This is a genomic window from Dictyobacter halimunensis, from assembly GCF_036245075.1.
Map to the genome: position 1 here is coordinate 5,671,069 of NZ_BSRI01000002.1, position 17,750 is coordinate 5,688,818.

The 17,750-nt window shown below is 55.7% G+C and carries 15 protein-coding genes and 1 pseudogene; 8 read left to right on the forward strand and 8 right to left on the reverse strand.

The window, feature by feature from the left end:
• Nucleotides 1–7 precede the first annotated feature (7 nt).
• The 3 genes and pseudogenes from AABA21_RS39665 to AABA21_RS37730 form a co-directional block, all read right to left on the reverse strand.
• Nucleotides 8–771, reverse strand: a pseudogene (locus tag AABA21_RS39665) (serine/threonine protein kinase); the annotation flags it as partial.
• A 9-nt stretch (nt 772–780) separates the two neighbouring features.
• A complete protein-coding gene (locus tag AABA21_RS37725; RefSeq protein ID WP_338258150.1) occupies nt 781–3,321 on the reverse strand; it encodes a hypothetical protein in 2,541 nt (846 codons plus the stop codon).
• 453 nt (nt 3,322–3,774) lie between these two features.
• Nucleotides 3,775–6,297, reverse strand: coding sequence for a serine/threonine protein kinase (locus AABA21_RS37730; RefSeq protein ID WP_338258151.1), 2,523 nt, complete (start codon nt 6,295–6,297; stop codon nt 3,775–3,777).
• 264 nt (nt 6,298–6,561) lie between these two features.
• On the opposite strand from AABA21_RS37730, the gene AABA21_RS37735 reads away from it, so the two are divergent.
• Nucleotides 6,562–7,071 (forward strand): hypothetical protein, encoded by a 510-nt coding sequence (locus tag AABA21_RS37735; RefSeq protein ID WP_338258153.1) that lies wholly within the window; start codon nt 6,562–6,564, stop codon nt 7,069–7,071.
• Nucleotides 7,072–7,244: 173 nt separating this feature from the next.
• Here AABA21_RS37735 and AABA21_RS37740 read toward each other — a convergent pair whose 3' ends face one another.
• Nucleotides 7,245–7,778 carry a hypothetical protein gene (locus AABA21_RS37740; RefSeq protein WP_338258154.1) on the reverse strand — a complete coding sequence of 178 codons (534 nt, stop codon included), beginning with the start codon at nt 7,776–7,778 and terminating at the stop codon, nt 7,245–7,247.
• A gap of 556 nt (nt 7,779–8,334) precedes the next feature.
• Between AABA21_RS37740 and AABA21_RS37745 the strand changes: the two genes are divergently transcribed.
• The 3 genes from AABA21_RS37745 (at nt 8,335) to AABA21_RS37755 (ending at nt 10,280) form a co-directional block, all read left to right on the forward strand.
• Complete coding sequence (locus AABA21_RS37745; RefSeq protein WP_338258156.1) at nt 8,335–8,724, forward strand: hypothetical protein; 390 nt, start codon at nt 8,335–8,337, stop codon at nt 8,722–8,724.
• Nucleotides 8,725–9,009: 285 nt separating this feature from the next.
• On the forward strand, nt 9,010–9,729 hold the full coding sequence (locus tag AABA21_RS37750; protein WP_338258157.1) for an ATP-grasp domain-containing protein: 720 nt from the start codon (nt 9,010–9,012) through the stop codon (nt 9,727–9,729).
• A complete protein-coding gene (locus tag AABA21_RS37755; RefSeq protein WP_338258158.1) occupies nt 9,726–10,280 on the forward strand; it encodes an ATP-grasp domain-containing protein in 555 nt (184 codons plus the stop codon). The genes AABA21_RS37750 and AABA21_RS37755 overlap by 4 nt, the downstream gene beginning before the upstream one ends.
• Before the next feature lie 7 nt (nt 10,281–10,287).
• Here the strand turns inward: AABA21_RS37755 and AABA21_RS37760 are convergent, their stop codons facing one another.
• The 3 genes from AABA21_RS37760 to AABA21_RS37770 form a co-directional block, all read right to left on the reverse strand.
• Nucleotides 10,288–10,866 carry a GNAT family N-acetyltransferase gene (locus tag AABA21_RS37760; RefSeq protein WP_338258530.1) on the reverse strand — a complete coding sequence of 193 codons (579 nt, stop codon included), beginning with the start codon at nt 10,864–10,866 and terminating at the stop codon, nt 10,288–10,290.
• A complete protein-coding gene (locus tag AABA21_RS37765) occupies nt 10,866–11,402 on the reverse strand; it encodes a GNAT family N-acetyltransferase (protein WP_338258160.1) in 537 nt (178 codons plus the stop codon). The genes AABA21_RS37760 and AABA21_RS37765 overlap by 1 nt, the downstream gene beginning before the upstream one ends.
• Nucleotides 11,403–11,628: 226 nt before the next feature.
• Nucleotides 11,629–12,642 (reverse strand): threonine ammonia-lyase, encoded by a 1,014-nt coding sequence (locus tag AABA21_RS37770; protein ID WP_338258162.1) that lies wholly within the window; start codon nt 12,640–12,642, stop codon nt 11,629–11,631.
• A gap of 384 nt (nt 12,643–13,026) precedes the next feature.
• On the opposite strand from AABA21_RS37770, the gene AABA21_RS37775 reads away from it, so the two are divergent.
• The 4 genes from AABA21_RS37775 to AABA21_RS37790 all read left to right on the forward strand — a co-directional run bounded on the left by AABA21_RS37775 (nt 13,027) and on the right by AABA21_RS37790 (nt 17,074).
• Entirely contained in the window at nt 13,027–13,794 is a 768-nt protein-coding gene (locus AABA21_RS37775; protein WP_338258163.1) for a hypothetical protein, read from the forward strand.
• 464 nt (nt 13,795–14,258) lie between these two features.
• The gene (locus tag AABA21_RS37780) at nt 14,259–15,443 is read left to right on the forward strand and encodes an RNA-guided endonuclease TnpB family protein (RefSeq protein ID WP_338258164.1); all 1,185 of its coding nucleotides are present in this window, start codon (nt 14,259–14,261) and stop codon (nt 15,441–15,443) included.
• 56 nt (nt 15,444–15,499) lie between these two features.
• On the forward strand, nt 15,500–16,054 hold the full coding sequence (locus AABA21_RS37785) for a GNAT family N-acetyltransferase (RefSeq protein ID WP_338258165.1): 555 nt from the start codon (nt 15,500–15,502) through the stop codon (nt 16,052–16,054).
• Between the two features lie 696 nt (nt 16,055–16,750).
• Complete coding sequence (locus tag AABA21_RS37790) at nt 16,751–17,074, forward strand: hypothetical protein (RefSeq protein WP_338258166.1); 324 nt, start codon at nt 16,751–16,753, stop codon at nt 17,072–17,074.
• Here AABA21_RS37790 and AABA21_RS37795 read toward each other — a convergent pair.
• The gene (locus AABA21_RS37795; protein WP_338258167.1) at nt 17,064–17,552 is read right to left on the reverse strand and encodes a heme-degrading domain-containing protein; all 489 of its coding nucleotides are present in this window, start codon (nt 17,550–17,552) and stop codon (nt 17,064–17,066) included. The two genes, AABA21_RS37790 and AABA21_RS37795, sit on opposite strands and share 11 nt — an antisense overlap.
• Nucleotides 17,553–17,750 lie beyond the last annotated feature (198 nt).

A 17,750-nucleotide genomic window follows, 5' to 3' on the forward strand; every position in this document is an offset into this window, starting at 1 on the left:
CCGTCTTCACCACCGTATCCAGCTCAACCGGAATCGAGGCATCGTGTTCGCAGGGGGACGGGATAGGAGCGTGCATCTGCATCTCGATGACGCGCACCTCATCGGGATCATTGTAGGGCAGATTGCCGGTCAGCATCTGAAATAACAGCACACCCAGGGCATAAATATCGGTCAGATGTGTCACAATCCCCATCGTTTGCTCGGGAGCCATATAGTGTGGCGTCCCCGGCACCTGCTCAAGGGGGATCGGCTTGCCGACCTGGCTGGCATCGCCCGGACGCATCGCCCGCACCAGGCCAAAGTCGGCCAGATAGGCATAGGGAGGCATATTGCGCCGCAGCTCCAACAGCACATTCGAGGATTTGATATCGCGGTGAATTAAATTATGGTCATGGGCGCACTCGACCGCGTCCAGCAGTTGTTGATAGATTGTTGACACCTCACCCAGGTCGGGGAGATGGTGGCGTAAATAACTGGTGAGCGTCCCCCCTCGATATAGGGCATCACAAGATACAGGATGCCCTGCTCGTCCCCAAACTCGATCAGCGGCAAAATATGGGGATGCTGGAGGCGAGCGACCGTCCTGGCCTCACGGGCGAAGCGCCGTCGCATATCTGGATCGGCGGCATAATCGCCCAGGATCACCTTAATCGCGACACGGCGATCGAAGGCCGTACGCTGCCGTCCTTCATAGACGGCCCCCATCCCACCGACGCGAATCCGGCGGATGATATCGTAGTTGCCGAGTTGCTTGCCCTCAAGAGACAGCATTACGCACGTTTATCCTTTCAATGAAGCAGACGAAATCAAGCCCCGCGCTGCTGAGGGTGTGGGAGTAGCATCTGGCCCGCTGACCGGAGGGGTGCCCCCTGGTGCCCCCTTGGAGCCAGGGATAGCGACCACATCAATGGTGATCTGATTTGGATCGGTTGGCATGGTCTTGCTATCGTCGCTCAACTTGATTGTCGCGCTCTTAAAGCCCTTCTGCCCATTCAAGAACGCCTGCGCATCCGCCAGCTTCTTGCCCGCCAGATTGTGGGCCAGCTGAGACTTCTGCGCGTCCCCAATCTGGTAGGCCCAGGTTCCCTGCGCGCTGACCAGCAAGAAGATATTCCCCTGCCTGCGCGTCACCTGATCTACATGGGACGTAATGTTGCCCACCAGGGCATAGCCGGAGCCGGGATCGCTGGCCGCCTTGGCCTGCAGCCGCGACTGCGCCACCTGTTGCGCGCCCTTCTGATCGTAGGCCATACCGGTACAGGTCGCCGAAACCGTGACCGTTGTCGAAGTGATATTGTGGCCCTGATCGCCGATCTCCCCTTTGTTGGTCGCCACCGATTTCGAACAGACTGGATCACCGACCAGCTGCTCATTGGCGGCCAGCTGCTTGTTGAAATCTGACTGCGCCTGCTTCGAGAGTGACGTCACCAGCGGATTGACCACCGCGTCGACATCTCCCTGCTGCACAAAGGTATAATCCTGTGGATCCTGTCCGCCTGTGAAGGTATTATTACTCACAAAGATGAAGTTATTGGCATTGCAACAATTCCCATTAAGCGTTCCCGCGCCAAGGTTTCCAATCGTGCCACCTGTAACGGCATGTGCCCTGACTGTTATTGAGCCAAAGGTGCCACTACTTGGTTGCGCAGCCGGAATTGGTGCCAGCTGATCTGTAATGATGCTTACCCCGGCTTTGGTTGGGATGACTGTGCCCGCACCGACTGTAAAAGTCTGGGTTGACCCATTCTTGAATGTCACTGTGCCGTGGGCTTTAACGGCTGGCGTCTGGGTATGACCGGTGGCGGTGACCTGGCGCATCTGCGGGTCCGGTGTGGCTGTCAGGTCGCGCAGCTTGACCTGGAGCTGCTGGGCGTTGGGATTATTGGTCACGGCCTGCATGACATAGTTGTCCGTCACCACGCGGCTATCCGGGGTGATGGTCACGGTCGCCGTCGTGCTCTGGGCAGCCTTAGGAATGATTTTTGACACCGGCTGGACAATCAGGCTTTGGAAGCCGTTAGGATCTATATAGCCGTAGGAAATCCCAAACAGCGCTAGCAAGAGGAGGAGCAGGAGTAAGAGCTGCAGCAGGCGGCTGGCGCCCCGGCGTGGACGCTGCTGGCCCGGCCGCTGTGGTGGTGGAGGACCTCCCGAAGGCGGCCGCTGCGCTGGGATGGCGCTGGTACCGCCCGCTGCGGCCGCGCTCTGCGGATGCTGGCTGGCGGCGGCCGCAGCTCCAGCTCCGGCTAGCCCGGCCGCGCCTACAGCCGCAGCGCCCATGGTTCCGGAACGCCGGCGGCCGGCGCCATGGGTAGGTGGTGGTGGCACATCTGAATCATCCAGTTCGGTTGGCACAATTACCGGTGGCTCATTGGAGCGGCCCGGCGTGCGCGTCGGGGTACGATTAACGCCTCCTGGTGTGCGCTGGTTGACGGGCTGCAGATCGATGATGCCAGGGCTGGCACCGGCCGCGGCCGCCCCCGCCTGCTGGGTCGCGTTGGGGTCTGGTCGCAGGCTCCTGGAGTTGCGGGTCGGATTATCGGCGGGCGCGTTATTCTCCGGTTCATCCTCATCCAGATCATGGGGAGGCGGGCTTAAACGGGCGGAGCGACGCATGCGCTCGGCGGCAAGACCCGCTCCGGCTCCCATAGCTGCGGCACCGGCGACGCCGGGACCGGTGGCTGGACCCAGATCGTCATCATCATCGAGCGTGCCACGATGAGGCGTCTCCGGCATACGTGGTGTCGAAGGAACCTGTGGCGAAGGCGTATTGGCGACTGGCGCGCCCGTCTGTGGATCTGCGTCTGATCCCTTAAATTTTGTGGTTGATTGTGGATCGCGTGGCGCCAGGCGACTGGCTGCGGCCCCGGCGGCCGCGCCCGCGATAGCTCCAGTGGTCGCCGCCTTGCCCCGGCCACCAAAGAAACGCCCTTTCTTCTCGGGGGCTGGCGCGGCATCCAGCGATTCGGGCACATTGCCCTCGCGCAGCGCCTGCGTATACTCCTCCAGGCTTTCATAGACGGGGAAGCCCCGCTGGCGTGCGAATTCCGCCGGCCCCTGCCCACTCGGGGAGACAAAGATCATCTCACGCTGTATCTTACTCCGCACTCTCTTTAAGTCGTCGAAATCCTGCGGACGTTGAAATGCTTTATTGGGATTGGGAAGAACTATAACAATTTGCTGGCGATTTAATTTATCCTGCGTCAGGATAGCCTGAAGCACAGTTTTGCGATCGTCGGTGGGAGCAACATAGATGACACCAATAGTTGCACTTCGAGGGTCATTCATTCCCAGCAGGTCCGTGCCGTTGCCCTGTCTCATAAGTCATCATCCCTCTATGCCATAAATTTGCGTTCCTCGCCTATGGCGTTCATTTTACACTATACCGATCATTTCGGAAAGAGAAGAATAAGTTTGCCTCTGCAAAATTACAGTATTCTCACAAATATAAAAAGCTCCGATTGGTTATTTAAGGTTTATACGATTAGCTGGAGCGTGTCGTATATTAACTGGCTTTTATTGGCCGAATGGGGGAAGGGATTATCTTTTTAATATGGTGCTCGCCGTTTACGGCCAAGCTGGGGCAAGCCCAGCACCTACGGGGGATCGGGGGCTGTGCTCCCGTCTCCTCCTCCCTTCTCCCGCCGCTCGCAGGGCGGTAATTAGTGAATAGATCAATCCTCTTTCCGATATCAGGTTTTTTAGCATAAAAGCTTTGCTATCTTATTTATCTCAAGAATAGAGCCGGTTCGTCAAGCATACAGTATCAACGGCTTATCCTCTGGCGTTGGTCGGGACCTGAATGTCCTGAATCTGTATGTTTATGCCGGCCGGATCGGTTGGTAAGGCGGTATTGTTACCCTCCTTTAAATGAATAAACACGTTGGCGATGCCAATTTGCTGTTTTAGGAATTTCTGGGCGGCGCTGATCGATTTACCGGCGACGGCCTGGAGCAACTGCTGTTTGCGCTGGGGGCTGAACTGGTAGGCCCAGGTTCCCTGCGCGCTGACCTGCAAGGCTATATTTTGTCCCTGACGGTTAATATTGGTGACTCGGGATGTGACGTTACCCACCAGGGCATAGCCGAAGCCGGGATCGCTGGTTGCCTTCTGCCGCAGTCGGCTGCTGGCGATCTGCTGCGCGCTCTTTTGATCGTAGGCCATACCGGTACAGGTCGCCGACACGGTCACGGTTGTTGAGGTAACGTTACGGCCCTGATCGCCAATCTCTCCTTTGTTGCTTGTCACTGACTTCGTGCAGGCTGGATCCTCGACCAGCTGCTCATTGGCGGCCAGCTGCTTGTTGAAATCCGACCGCGCCTGCTGCGAGAGCGACGTCACCAACGGATTGACTGCCGCGTCGACATCTCCTTGCTGCACGAAGGTATAATCTGCCGCGTCCTGTCCGCCTGTGAAGGCATCGGTATTTTTGACAAAAACAGAATTATCAGCCGTACAGCAAGTTTGATTTATTGCCAATGTGGAAATGTTGCCATTAGTTCCGATATTGACGGCATGAGCTGCCGCTGTTGTTATGCTTAGTTTGGGAGCGGTCGCTGCCTGCATAACTACCGTGTCATCGTTTGTGATTTGAATACCATTCTTCGTTGTAAAAATGGTTCCCGCTGGAACTGATTGTGTTATGAAAGCTCCATTAAGAAATGTCAACGTTCCTTTTGCCATCTTTCCGTTGGTTTTGTTGTGTCCGGTGCCGGTGATCTGGCGCATCTGTGGGTCGGGTGTAGATTTTAAGTTGCGCAGACTGATTTGAAGCTGCTGAGGATCGGGATTGGTAGGGACGTCTTGGATGATGTAGGTGTCGGTGATGGTTTTGCTGCTGGGGACGATGGTGATGGTGGGTGTTGCCGGGCCGCTAGCTCCTCCGAGGAAGGGTGAGATTCCGGTGAGGGCGTGGAGACCCGGGAAGATAGGTGTGAGCATGACTAGGAGCAGCGCGAGGATGAGCGCGGCGCTGCAGAGCAGGCCGATGGTGAACTTGCGACCACTTCTGCGATGCTGTGTGGGTGGTGTGGCCTGATCTGGACCTGTTGTGGGTTGAGCCGGCCGCCTGGTGGATGTGTGGGGTGATAGCAGGCGAATGGGCGCGGCTCCGCTACTACGTCCGCGCACAGGTGCTACTACGGGACGCTCAGCCGAGGTGTCGGGGCCGCGTGATGTGCGGCGTGGGATACGCCCACCGTTGGAATTCTTATAGCCTGTATCGGGTTGCTGCCGGGTGGGAGGGTAGGCTACTGGATCGGCGTGCGAGCGTGGCGACGTGTCTGGTCGGCTGTTGAGGAGCAGGTCGTAGCCGGAGGCGCCATCGAATGAGACGAGGGTGTCCGGGGCGGCTCCACTGTGCGCGGATGGTAACGAGGGCTGGGATGGTCGTGATGGGTAGTGAAGCGTTTGCTGTCGAGAAATGGCCTCTACGGTGCTGGCTGAGACCACCTCGTGTACCGCGTCCCAGAAGTCCAGCGCGTCGGCGTAGCGCTGGCGCGGATCTTCAGCCAGTGCTTGCAGGATGACGTCATCGAGATCGGGCGGCAGTAGCTCGAACAGTTGGCTGGGCGGGATGGGCGGTTGCATGGGCGCGCGGCTGCGCAAGTCCACCAGGGAGCGCTTGAACGGTAGCCGGCCTGTACAGAGCTGATAGAGGATCACGCCCAGCGCGAAGATATCGCTGGCCGGCTGGGCTCGTCCCTGAAGCTGCTCCGGTGCCATGTAGGGAAGCGTTCCGCCGGCCGCGAAGGTAAAGTGGGTCGCGTCCTTCTCTACCGCCAGGCCGAAATCGCTCAGCAACGCCTGCTCGCTGCCATCGGGGAGCGCGCGAAACAGAATGTTCAGCGGCTTCAGATCGCGGTGGATCACCCCCTGTGAGTGGGCGAACGAGACCGCGTGGCACACCTGCTCGAATACCGATAGCGTCTGCGCGAACGGAAACGGCGTCCCCTTGCGTAAACGCTTATGCAGGTCGCCGTTCTGCGCGTATTCCATCACGATATACGGCACGAAGATGCCCTGTGAGTGGTCAAGTAGCTCCAGGCGCGCATTGCCATAGATGCGCACCACGTGGGGATGGCGCCAGCGAGCCACCTGGGACGCCTCCTTCAAAAAGCGATCCACCGTCCGCTGATCCAGCTCCTGCGACTTGATGACCTTGACCGCCACCTCACGCTGCTCACGTTCATCCCAGGCCAGGCATACATCGGCCATCCCCCCGCTTCCCAGCACCCCATCCAGACGATAGCGCTGCCCCAGGCGTTCCAGAGCGATCCCATAGCGCAACAATTTCATCGCGAGCACCTCAAATCAACAGGCGAACAAACAGGCAGGCGGGTCTGCCACCATAAATGGTAAGAGCGTATATTGAATAACTATATATGATATAAGCAATTATTTCATTGTTATAGGAGAAAAGCAAGGAAGAGCGCATCTCTTCGTGCAAACGACACCCCAAAAACGGCGACCTCTTACCAGTACTTCCGCTTTTGTCGAACTGCTATGCATTTACATGTGGAGGAAGTTTTATGTTGATGGATAGAAGGGAATAAGTGCATAATGGGTGATTCTTTTGAGAAAAAGCGCCGGAAAAAGTTTGTGCCTCTTAAACCAGTACGTCTTGAAGGATACGATTATTGTTTGCCGGGAGCTTATGCCATTACCATATGTGCCTGGGAACATCAGTCCCTGTTTTTGCATCCTACGGTACGAGCATTATTATATAAAGAGTGGGCAAATCTTCCGCAGCGTTTCGCTAATGTTGTGCCTGGAACAATAGTTGTTATGCACAATCATATACATTGTATGCTCATACTTGAAGACGACGGTCTAAATGAGAAAAGCGTCACAGATATTATTGGTGCCTATAAATCGATTGTCGCCAATGCCTGGCTGAGCTATATCAAAGAAAATGGTAACCAGCAAAGCGCTAAATTATGGAAAACACGTTTCTATGATCATATTGTACGAGGAGCAACAGATTTTAAAAACCAGACAAATTATATAATTAATAATCCCGCTGCTTTTGAAGCCAAACAAAAAAAGCGCCAAAAAGAAAAAGAAGAATAAACACGACCCCAGTACGTGCGGGGCTTGCCCCCGCTTCATTTCTCGCCATTCGAAAACGCTCAAACAAAGCGATGAGCAACGGTTGCAGGCGAGCAGGATCATACTTTTTGTTGCGTTTTCGCAGAGGAAGGGAGGGAAGCGGGGGCAAGCCCCGCACGTACTGTTGGGTTTGGTCAGGTGATGATGTTTTGTTGGTGGAGGTAGGCGAGGGCGTGGTCGGTTTCTTCGATGGTTTTGTTGAGGATGGTGGCGATGTCTTGAGGGGTGCGGTATCCGTCGATGAGCATGTAGACGGTGCGGTAGCGATGGGGGAGCTGACGGAGCTGGTCGGGGGGGAGCTGTATTTTCTGGCGCGGGATGACCTGGTGGCGGCGTTGGGCCTCCTGGGCACGCACCTGGGCTTGCTGTTGTTGGGTGGCCTGATTGGCCTGCAGCAGCATGGCGTGGTATTCGTTGCGGGCCGCGATATTCGAGGTTTCGGGGGCGATGAGCTTCCAGGAGAGGCGCCCGAGTGGGGCCAGCATGGTTTCCCAGCGTTCACCACGCGGGGGAGCTGGAACAGAGAGGATATCAAAGGCCTGACCATCCTGAATGAGTACTTCGACGAAGCCCGGTTGTCCGTTAATCATGATGTCCGCGTGAAAGATGCCAGAGTATTTATAAGATACGGCTAGCCGCAAGAGTTCCTCGTAGCTAATATGTAACATATGGTTTAACCACCAGTTTTTCCTTTTATTTCGACTTCTACTAATGTGATGTATTTGACGAGCAAATACCACAAATGCTTGATGGATATACCATATCATATTGCCATTAGCTGTGAAACCGGCGTTTCTTTATGAAAGAATGATATTGTGTTTCAATTCATGCCAATTTGTATTTTTATATTTCATGATGTCTTAAAACTTTCATGGACTCTTAATAAATTGATATACTTGATATAGGTTGTCTTACTTTTGTATGATGTTAATGTGAGTGGCCTGGCCCGGGGTGAACATTGAAGAGGTTCCGGGCGTTATGGTGAAAGGAGCAGGTGGATGACGCAGTCGCCGTGTGCAATGGTGGCTGACAGATATGAGATGCGCAGGAGGTTGGACGCCGCCGTGTGGAGTTGTTGATAGGATTGGGGCCGCCCGACTGATCATGTAATAAGCGGCATTTCATGCATAGGTAGCGCCGCGTTGATGGCTCCAGTATGAGCTTGACGAGGGCAGCTATATATATGATAAGAGAGTTTTATTCGTTTGAAGGAGTGTGTGTGGCATGGCATACATTGAAGATGAGTTTCATCAGGTTACCAAGCAGGGGAACGGCAAGCATTTCAGTGCGTACATTCTACAGCTTGACGATGGTCATGCGGCTATCCTGCCTCGAAGTATTCAGTATCCGAAAGAAATGGAGAATGAAGATGGGTATGTACCAGGATGCAACGCCACGCTAGCCAATGCCATAAGGGACGGACGTCTTGAAGAGACCGAGGACGAGGAGCCTCTCTATCCTGGTTATGAGCCACTGCCACCTGAGCCGCCCGATTTTGTCCCGCCTCGCGATGCCATTGTGTCGACGCTCTATTTTGGGGGCAACCTGATCTCGATCCAATGGACGCGCGCCAGGGTCCAGGTCGCGAAAAAGAGGAAGCGCCATAATTTTTAGATGGTTCCTTCCTCCCTCTTGTTGTGTGGAGGCACGTTAGCGCCTCCGCACGGGCAGCCGCGTGCGCGGCCGCACTGGTTTTTTATGCTAGTGCAACCGGGGCGCATTCGCGCCCCGGTTGCACTAGCATAGATAGGTTTTTGGTGCTCTGGTTGCACTAGCATAGATAGGTTTTTGGTGCTCTGGTTGCACTAGCATACAATGGACTCGTGAGCTACGCAGGTGCGAACCCTCTGCTGTAGGTATATAATAAGGTGAAGCAGAGGGAGGAGGATCCGTGCTTTTATGTTTATAGATGAGCGTACGAAAAGGGTTTTGTTATTGATGTCGCCGGCGACCTACCGGGCTGGCGCTTTTGTCAAGGCGGCGCAACAACTGGGGCTGGAGGCGGTGATCGGGCTGGATCTGCCGCAGTCGCTGGCGGAGCTGTGGCATGTGCCGCTGGGCCTGGACTTCGCGAATATCACGATTTCGGTACAGACCATTGTGGAGCAGGCACGCAAGCAGGCGTTCGCGGCCATTCTGTCGGTAGACGATAGCGCGACCGAGCTGGCGGCCTACGCCAACCTGGAGCTGGGGTTGGCCAACAATTCCCCGCAGGCCAGCGAGGCCGCGCGCGACAAGCTGCTGATGCGTCAGCTGATGTCCGCTGGTGGCGCGCCGTGTCCCATCTTTCGCAGCTTCTGGCTGCATGAGGACCCCGAGTGGATCGCCGGGCAGGTCAGCTATCCCTGCGTGCTCAAGCCACGTCGGCTCTCCGGGAGCCGTGGAGTGATACGGGCCGACAATCCCGTTGAATTTCTGGCTGCTTTTGAACGCCTCAAGCGCCTGCTGCTCTCTGACGGAGCCTCTGAGCAAGAAACCTCTATCCTGGTCGAAGATTTCATTCCTGGCTTCGAGGTCGCCCTCGAAGGGCTGCTGACCGAAGGCCAGCTCAAGGTGCTGACCCTGTTCGACAAGCCAGATCCGCTGGATGGTCCTTTTTTGAGGAGACGATCTATGTGACGCCATCCAGGCTGACTGAGGAGACACAGCAGGCTATCGCCGAGTGTGTCTCGAAGGCCGCCGCGGCGCTGGGCCTGCGCACCGGACCCATCCATGCCGAGCTGCGCGTCAACGAGCAGGGACCCTGGATGCTGGAGATCGCCGGCCGTTCGATCGGTGGACTCTGCTCGACGATCCTGGAGTTCGGCTCGGGCATGTGCCTGGAAGAGCTGATCCTGCGCCACGCCATCGGCGAGGAGGTTGCGATGCTAGAGCGTGAAGAGCAGGCGGCTGGTGTAATGATGATCCCCATCCCGGGGGCCGGTATTCTCAAAGGGGTTCACGGTGTTGAAGAGGCGCTGGCCGTTCCGCTGATCACCGGGGTTGAGATTACCGCGAAGCTCAATAACCAGCTTATTCCTCTGCCTGAGGGGGCCAGCTATTTAGGCTTCATCTTCGCGCGCGGCGCCAGCCCGGTCGAGGTCGAGGCCGCCATCCGGCAATCCCACCAGCGGCTGAGCTTCGAGATCCGGCGCAGCATTCCCTTGTTGAATACCGGCGGCATCCGATAGGGCGCGATTACCATAGTTCGTTTTCACCCAGCTCCAGATAGATGTCGGCTCCCAGAAAGTCAGAGCGGTGCCGCCGGGCCCTGGACGAGAAGAAGCGGATCATCGTGGCCAGTCCCAGCGTATCGCTGCGGAACGGCTGCGCGCGCGTGCCGCCGACGAGGTTGGTGTGATTGGCGTGCTCCCAGCCGCCCTGATGGTAGAACGATACCAGCGGTGGTTGACAGGTGAAGACGCTCAGGTCCGCACCGCTCTGTTCAATAAAGTTGGTGGCTTCGCCGATCAGGCGCAGACCGAGTCCCTGGTGGCGATAGGAGGGGTGCGTCACCACCTCACTGAGGCCGAAGACGTGGTAGTGCTCGCCTGCATGCTCGATAGTCTTCCAGGGAACCGCCACGTGGCAGACAACGGTACGGTTTGCCAGCAGCACGAACGAAGTGGGCTGCGTCTCCCGATTATCGGGCCACGCGATCTCCTCATCACCCTTGCCCGCCAACGCCTGCGGCCACTCGCGCCGCAGCAGGGCGAGTATCTGTGCGCGCACGGTCTGCGGGCAATCTTCCTGCAGAAATTGCAGCAGGCGTAGCATCACAGGCTTTCTCCTTCTAGCAACAAGGATGCTGGCTGATCCATAGCATACCACAGGATAATTTCACCATCCTCATCCGGACCCGAACGCACGAACCGCAGGCCGGCTTTCTCCACAACCTTAACGGAAGCCTGGTTTCTGGGGTCGATAGTGGCCTCCACGCGAGGGAGATGCCAGAGCTCAAAGCAGGCCTTTAGCAGACCCTTCACAAATTCGCTAGCCAGTCCCTGGCCCCAGCAGGACTTCTTGAAGGCGTAGATAATTTCAAGGTATGGATTGCGCGCGGGCCGTGCCAGGCCGCCGAAGCCAATCATCTGCTGATCCTGGCGCGAGACAATGGCGAAGCAACCATATCCACGCATCTGATAGTTATTTTTAGATATATCAATCCAGTCGCGTGTCTGCTCGGCGGTCAGCGGCTCTCCATCGCCCATATAGCGCATGACCTCTGGATCGCTGCACAGCGCGTAGAAAGACTCGAAGTCATCGGCGCGCAGATAGCGAACGAGCAGGCGCTCAGTCTCAAAGACGATCATGTGTTGGTCCTTTCCCCGGTGGCCTCGTATCCTCGTAAACCGGCTACATAAATGCAGCCAGCTTGTCCAGTATACATGAGGCAATCTATGCTGGCAAGGGAATGTAACGTCGGCGCGTAGATTCGGACCTTGCGCCCGATTTCCTCTTCGCATTCGATCATGGCTCTTCCGCGTGTTTGGCGGGTATGGTCGCATGGAGAGGGGAAATCGGACGCGAGGTCCGAACCTATGGGGTGGGGTCGGATGTGGTGGGGGTGGTGGCGTGGGGGTCGGATGTGATGGCGTGGGCGTAGACGGCAGGGTCGACGTTGCCTCCGCTGACGATGCAGCAGACGCGCTTGCCTTTGAAGCGTTCTGGATTGGTGAGCAGGGCACCGAGGGTCAACGCGCCGGTCGGCTCGACCTTAAGATTGGCGTAGAGGAAGCAGTGCTTGAGGGCCGCCAGCGTCTGGGCGTCGGGCACCTCGATGATCTCGGCCAGGCCGTGTTGTAAGATCTCCCAGTTGATCTGCCCCAGGCTGATGGTGCGGGCGCCATCGGCGATGGTGTGGGGCTCGACCTCGTTCTTGATCAGGCGGCCGGCCTGCAGCGAGCGGGAGGCGTCATTGCCGGGTTGTGGTTCGGCGCCCACGATCTCAGTCGCCGCCTGCAGATGGTCGCGGGCCACTACGATGCCCGAGCTCAATCCACCACCTCCCACGGGCGCCACAATCGTATCAAAATGGCTGTAGGCCAGGATCTCTTTACCCAGCGTCGAATTGCCAGCTACTACGCGATAATCATCATAGGCCTGGGCCCCGAAGGCATCGGGCGACTGCTCAAGTAGCTGTGCCATGCGTCCCGCCCGGCTGACCTGGCGCACCTCGATCAGATCGGCGACGCCGCCATAGGACTGCACCGCCGCGATCTTCACCTGAGCCGACGTCGACGGCATCACCACCGTACACGTTTTGCCCAGCAACTTGCAGGCGTAGGCCACGGCCTGGCCGAAGTTACCCGAGGAGGCCGCCACGATATTCGCCTGCGGCACACTGGCCAGCAGGTTATAGGCCGCCCGAAATTTAAAGCTCCCCGTATATTGTAGCGACTCACTGGCAATCGTGATCTCACAGCCCAGTTCAGCCGATAGGCGCGGCGCCGGCACAAACAGCGTCGGACGCACAAAAGCTGGCAACGACTGCCAGACCTGCTCAACATAAGCATCAGTCAGCTCAGGAGCCGAAGGATAAGAAGCAAGCATTATAGTACCTCATTGTCTCAATGTACATACAGCCTCACTCGCATGAAGTGGGAGGCAGAGATAGCAGGAGTCTTCCCCTGACATCCCCGTTTTACAATTTTTTGATCTTTTTAGACTATAATAAACAGAGCGTGGATGCCTATGTATGGTAACCGATGGGAGCCCGATGCGCAAGTAGCCGTTGCTTGCGACGGGCGGCCTGCGCGGCCGCGCCACGAATAAGCGGCGCGAGGTCCGAACGTATGGAAGGCTCGCCAACTGGGAAATTGCTCAGGTTTTTGTGATGAATAGAGATTTTTGTGCGTATTTTCTTTAAAAATATTTAGATGAGAGGAGCAATGATGTGAAACACTTATTTAAGAGGGAAAAGGTGAGGGATAGCTTGTGTGTGCTCCGATCCGACATGTGACGGCCAGGTATATCGCTTTTCGCTATGGTGCATTGTTTGGGTTGGGGGTCGGGTGCGGGGCACTCCTGCTGGCGGCCTGTGTGCCGTGGCCAGATCTGCTGGCCTGGATGATTCTGATGGTTGTATTGTGGATGGTGGGGGCGTTTGGAGTAGGCATGCTGAGCACCAATGCCACGGCCGAGGCGACAACCGGCATGGCGGCGGGCTTCTGGGTTGGTGCGGTTGATGCCGTCATGAGCATTATGGTGATTGTCTACCTCCTCTATCGCTATCATGAACCACTTTTTAACGCGCGCCAGACCTCGATCAAGGCCTGGGGCCTCGAATTTACCATGCTCTATGGGTTGCCGCTACTGTGGTTATTTTTGACTGTGCTTGGCTCCCTGCTGGGCGCGCTCGGCGGACATAGCGCATTGCGCGGCATGCGCTTGCCAAAGGAGCAGGCATTGGCTGCTGTGCCTCCTCTCAAGGGTATGAGCATCATGAGTCTGCTCACCGGGATTATCGGCGCGATCGCCCTCATACTCTCCCTCTTTGTGACGAGCATCAACATCTGGCTTGTCTGTGCCAGCCTGTTGATCGCGTTTGCTGGTAGCGTCATCGTCATCGTAAATGAGCAACAGCATAGCTGGAAAGGCTGGGCCTATGCCGGCCTCTATTTATCTCTGCTGATCGCCCTGCTGGCCCTGTTGCGCCTGATCGTCTGGCTCCTCATATTTATGCATGTTTTGTTGGGTTTTTAATCGGACGCGAGGTCCGAACCTATGATTTGGGGTTTGTGTGGGAGGGGGGAATCGGACGTGGGGCCGCATTTATGTGTGCGTGTGGGAGGGGATGGATTGACGCTTTACATTATGATGTCGTTATATGTACGATCACCTATTCTTATTTGTCATAATCGCCTTCAACTTATTTATCAAACCGCGCCTTCTCTCCCCCTGACTTCAGCCCTGATTCTTACCCACATTTAACAAAAGGAAAAAGGAAGATGACATGAGAAGGTAATTCGGAAGGATGAGCTTATGAGAAATTCCTCGCAGACTCAACCTTGACAATCGGCAACTGAAGCCGCCTTTATTCTGCGAATGTTAAATGTGGGTAAAAGGCAGGACTTCAGCCAGGGGGAGAGAAGGCGCGTTCCTTTTGGTGGCGCGATGGGGGTATGGTACTGTTGAATTTTTACACGGTATAGGTTATAATGTAAAGCATGAGTACACAGAAACGTGCCTATAAATTCAGATGCTACCCAACCGACGAGCAAAAACAGATCCTTGCTCGGACGTTTGGCTGTGTACGATTTACCTACAACTGGGCTTTGCGCCTCAAGACGGACGCCTTTTACAAAGAACACACACGCCTGTACTACAAAGACCTTTCCTCAATGTTGACTGACTTGAAAAAGCAGGATGACTATAGCTGGTTAAATGAGGTGTCCAGTGTTCCCGTTCAACAGGCATTGCGCCATCTCGATAAGGCATTCATTACCTTCTTTGAGGGACGCGGGAAGTATCCAACGTTCAAAAAGAAGCGGAAGAAACAGGCCGCTACCTACACATCGAGCGCCTTTACCTTTCGCCATGGGGCTCTCACCCTGGCAAAGATGCAAGAACCGCTGCATATTGTGTGGTCGCGTCCCTTACCAGAGGGGGCTATCCCATCGAGTGTCACCGTCAGCAAAGATGCCGCAGATCGCTATTTCATCAGTCTCTTGATAGAAGAGGATATTGCTCATCTGATGCCCTGTGAAACCGCCATCGGTGCCGACCTAGGCTTGAAATCGTTCGTGGTGCTCTCTGATGGTGAAACTGTTGGCAACCCTCGTTTCTTTCAGCAGGATGAGAAGAAACTGGCGAAGGCCCAACGCCGCCATGCGAAAAAGAAAAAGGGATCGAAGAATCGAGAGAAGGCGCGGCGCAAGGTGGCCAGAATACACGCCCGGATTGGTGATCGGCGTTCTGACTTTCTTCAGAAGCTTTCCACACGGCTGATCCGTGAAAACCAAACGATCTGCGTGGAGAGTCTTCAGGTCAAGAATATGGTCAAGAACCCCTGCTTGAGTAAAGCGATCTCAGATGTTGGCTGGGGCCAATTTGTGTCCCTGCTGGAATACAAAGCAGACTGGTATGGTCGAAATCTTGTCAAAATTGATAAGTGGTATCCCTCCAGTAAGCGGTGTTTCGACTGTGGATATACCTTAGAATCTCTCACGCTCGATGTACGCCAGTGGACGTGTCCAGAATGTGGCGTGCATCATGACAGAGATGTGAATGCAGCAAAGAATGTGAGGTCCGTGGGGCTCACGGTCCTGAATGCCTGTGGAGAGTCCGTAAGACCGGGGGCGGTGAAAACCAACCCCGGCAAGACTCAGCGAAGCAGGAAACCCCGCAAGTGATTGTGGGAATCCCCCGGCTTGAGCCGTGGGGAGGATGTCAAAAGGAGTAAAAGAGCATGTTTGCCCTTGACGATGTCTCTCTACGCCCCCTGGAGATAGACGACCTGGACACGTTGTACGACTGGGAATACGATGTTGAACTTTCGTTGCTGGCAGGCTGGGTGCCGTTGCTGTCCAAAACCGCCTTCAGGCAGAAATTCGAGCAGCGCATCAGCGAGCCGCGCGACGATATGAAATATTTCGCCATCAACTACGAGGGTCGATTTGTTGGCTTTCTTCAACTGGCCCGCATCGACACCGATGAGAGACGTGCCGCCATCGGCATCATCATTGGTTCCAAAGAGCATTGGGGACGTGGCATCGGGAGCACGGCCCTGCGCCTTGTGCTGGATTACGCCTTCACCGTGAAGAATCTGGAGCGTGTGTACGCCGAGGTCTGGGGTAGCAACACGCGTTCCCAGCACCTGATGGAGCGCGTCGGCTTCCAGAAAGAAGGCATCCTGCGGCAGCACGAAGTTCACAACGGCGTCCGTCAGGACGTCCACTTCTATGGCATCCTCAAGCCCGAATTTTATCAGCGCTATGAAACCATCTTCAAGCTCACAGATTAAGTATGGGTCTTACTTTTGTTACCCTGGGGGTAGATGAGCGCCCCCACACGGGCGTCCGCTGCGCGGCCGCACTGGTTTTTTGAGGTGATGCCTCGGGGGCGCATCCGCGCCCCCGAGGCATCACCTCAAAAAGGACTCGTGAGCATTGTAGATGAGGCACGTCGGCGTTGCCCAGAAGTTAGCTGTGGTGGTGCATGTGGGCGCGGATGCGCCCCCAGGCGCCAACTCAAAAGGGACTCGTGAGCACTGTAGATGGGGCACATCGGCGTTGCCCAGAAGTTACTGTGGTGGTGCATGTGAGGGTGGATGTGCCCCGAGGCATCACTTCAAAAGGGACTTGTGAGCACTGTAGATGAGGCACATCGGCGTTTTTGCACCAGCGGTACGCAGAAGTTAGTTTTATGGTGGTGCAGGGGATCAACTTCAAGCCATAAGGGAGAAATTTGCCAGCGGTACGCAGAAGTTAGTTTTATGGTGGCGTATGGGGGCGCATTTGCGCCCCCATACGCCACCATAAAAAACCGGCGCGGCCGCGCAGCGGACGCGCGGGTGGGGATGAATTGACTATATCTGGCGTTGAGCGGCATGAATTCCTCGCAGGAAAATATAGATATAGAGCTATATTTACGGGCCATATTTTGATGTGCTATACTGTCGGTACGTGCGGGTTCTTTACAGCGAAACGAGGGGAGTTCTGTGGAACAGAAGCAACAACATGTACATTATGATGAATTTTCCGAGCAGTTCGTTTCTATTTTAGTTGAACAGTGGCCCGATGTGCTTTTCATTATTAATCGTCAATCGCCTCGATTGGCCAGGTTGCTCCGGACGGGGTTGCCGACCAATCTCAAGCGCCTGAATGGCGGCTGGCGTATTCAGGTCTTGACGAAGCGATTCTCGCAACGAGAGGGTCTGCAGTCGCCGCGCGACAACGAGATCGTCGCCCAGGCCATTCGGCTCTGGGCCCACACTGCCGCGCAACTGCGCCTGCCACGTATCAGTGTTGAATTTACTGTGTAGCCGTATCCCGCGCCGCCGTAAACCGTCTCAGCACACTGACGACCAGCTCATGATCTTCCTGTTGTGGCAATCCTGACACCGTTACGGTTCCGACGACCCCTACGCCGCGAATGATGAGCGGAAAAGCACCGCCATGGGCCGCGTATTCCTGAGAGGATACCAGATATTTTTCTTCCATTGTCCTGCCAGCCTGCTTGAGCGAGCGACCCACGTAGAAGGAACTATGGCCGAAGCGCTGCACCACGTTATTCTTGCGGCGAATCCACTCGCCATTGTCGATGGCGGTCCCCTCCATGGCAAAGTGGAAGAGCTGCAGCCCATGGCGGCTAATATCGATGGCCACCGGCTTGCTGCGCGTGCGTGCCTCCTTGAGCAGGGCCAGACCGAGCTCAAGCGCCATCTCATTGGAGAAGCGCGTAAATTGCAGCTCCTCTTCCTGCTGTAGCAGTTCTTTTAACAAAGTATCATCATCACTCATAATTGTGCTCACCTCATCTGTAGTCAAATTGCGATCGGCTTGAGTATAGCATATATCGTGCTCGGCCAAAAAAGGGCCGAGTTTTGCAACATGGAAGAGGCTTGAGCGTAAATCATATAGAGATGGAAGCAATCTCTTGAATTCTTATAGCCATTGGTGTTGCATGTTGGTTTAAGAAAGGCTTTACGAACATTTAAC

Excerpts from the sequence above, each read along its gene's own strand:
- AABA21_RS37780 (WP_338258164.1), top strand. The coding sequence starts at position 14,259 with ATGAGTACACAGAAACGTGCCTATAAATTCAGATGCTACCCAACCGAC.
- AABA21_RS37735 (WP_338258153.1), top strand. The coding sequence starts at position 6,562 with ATGGGTGATTCTTTTGAGAAAAAGCGCCGGAAAAAGTTTGTGCCTCTT.
- AABA21_RS37750 (WP_338258157.1), top strand. The coding sequence starts at position 9,010 with ATGTTTATAGATGAGCGTACGAAAAGGGTTTTGTTATTGATGTCGCCG.
- AABA21_RS37765 (WP_338258160.1), bottom strand. The coding sequence starts at position 11,402 with ATGATCGTCTTTGAGACTGAGCGCCTGCTCGTTCGCTATCTGCGCGCC.
- AABA21_RS37760 (WP_338258530.1), bottom strand. The coding sequence starts at position 10,866 with ATGCTACGCCTGCTGCAATTTCTGCAGGAAGATTGCCCGCAGACCGTG.
- AABA21_RS37795 (WP_338258167.1), bottom strand. The coding sequence starts at position 17,552 with ATGAGTGATGATGATACTTTGTTAAAAGAACTGCTACAGCAGGAAGAG.
- AABA21_RS37745 (WP_338258156.1), top strand. The coding sequence starts at position 8,335 with ATGGCATACATTGAAGATGAGTTTCATCAGGTTACCAAGCAGGGGAAC.
- AABA21_RS37785 (WP_338258165.1), top strand. The coding sequence starts at position 15,500 with ATGTTTGCCCTTGACGATGTCTCTCTACGCCCCCTGGAGATAGACGAC.
- AABA21_RS37740 (WP_338258154.1), bottom strand. The coding sequence starts at position 7,778 with ATGTTACATATTAGCTACGAGGAACTCTTGCGGCTAGCCGTATCTTAT.
- AABA21_RS37725 (WP_338258150.1), bottom strand. The coding sequence starts at position 3,321 with ATGAGACAGGGCAACGGCACGGACCTGCTGGGAATGAATGACCCTCGA.
- AABA21_RS37730 (WP_338258151.1), bottom strand. The coding sequence starts at position 6,297 with ATGAAATTGTTGCGCTATGGGATCGCTCTGGAACGCCTGGGGCAGCGC.
- AABA21_RS37770 (WP_338258162.1), bottom strand. The coding sequence starts at position 12,642 with ATGCTTGCTTCTTATCCTTCGGCTCCTGAGCTGACTGATGCTTATGTT.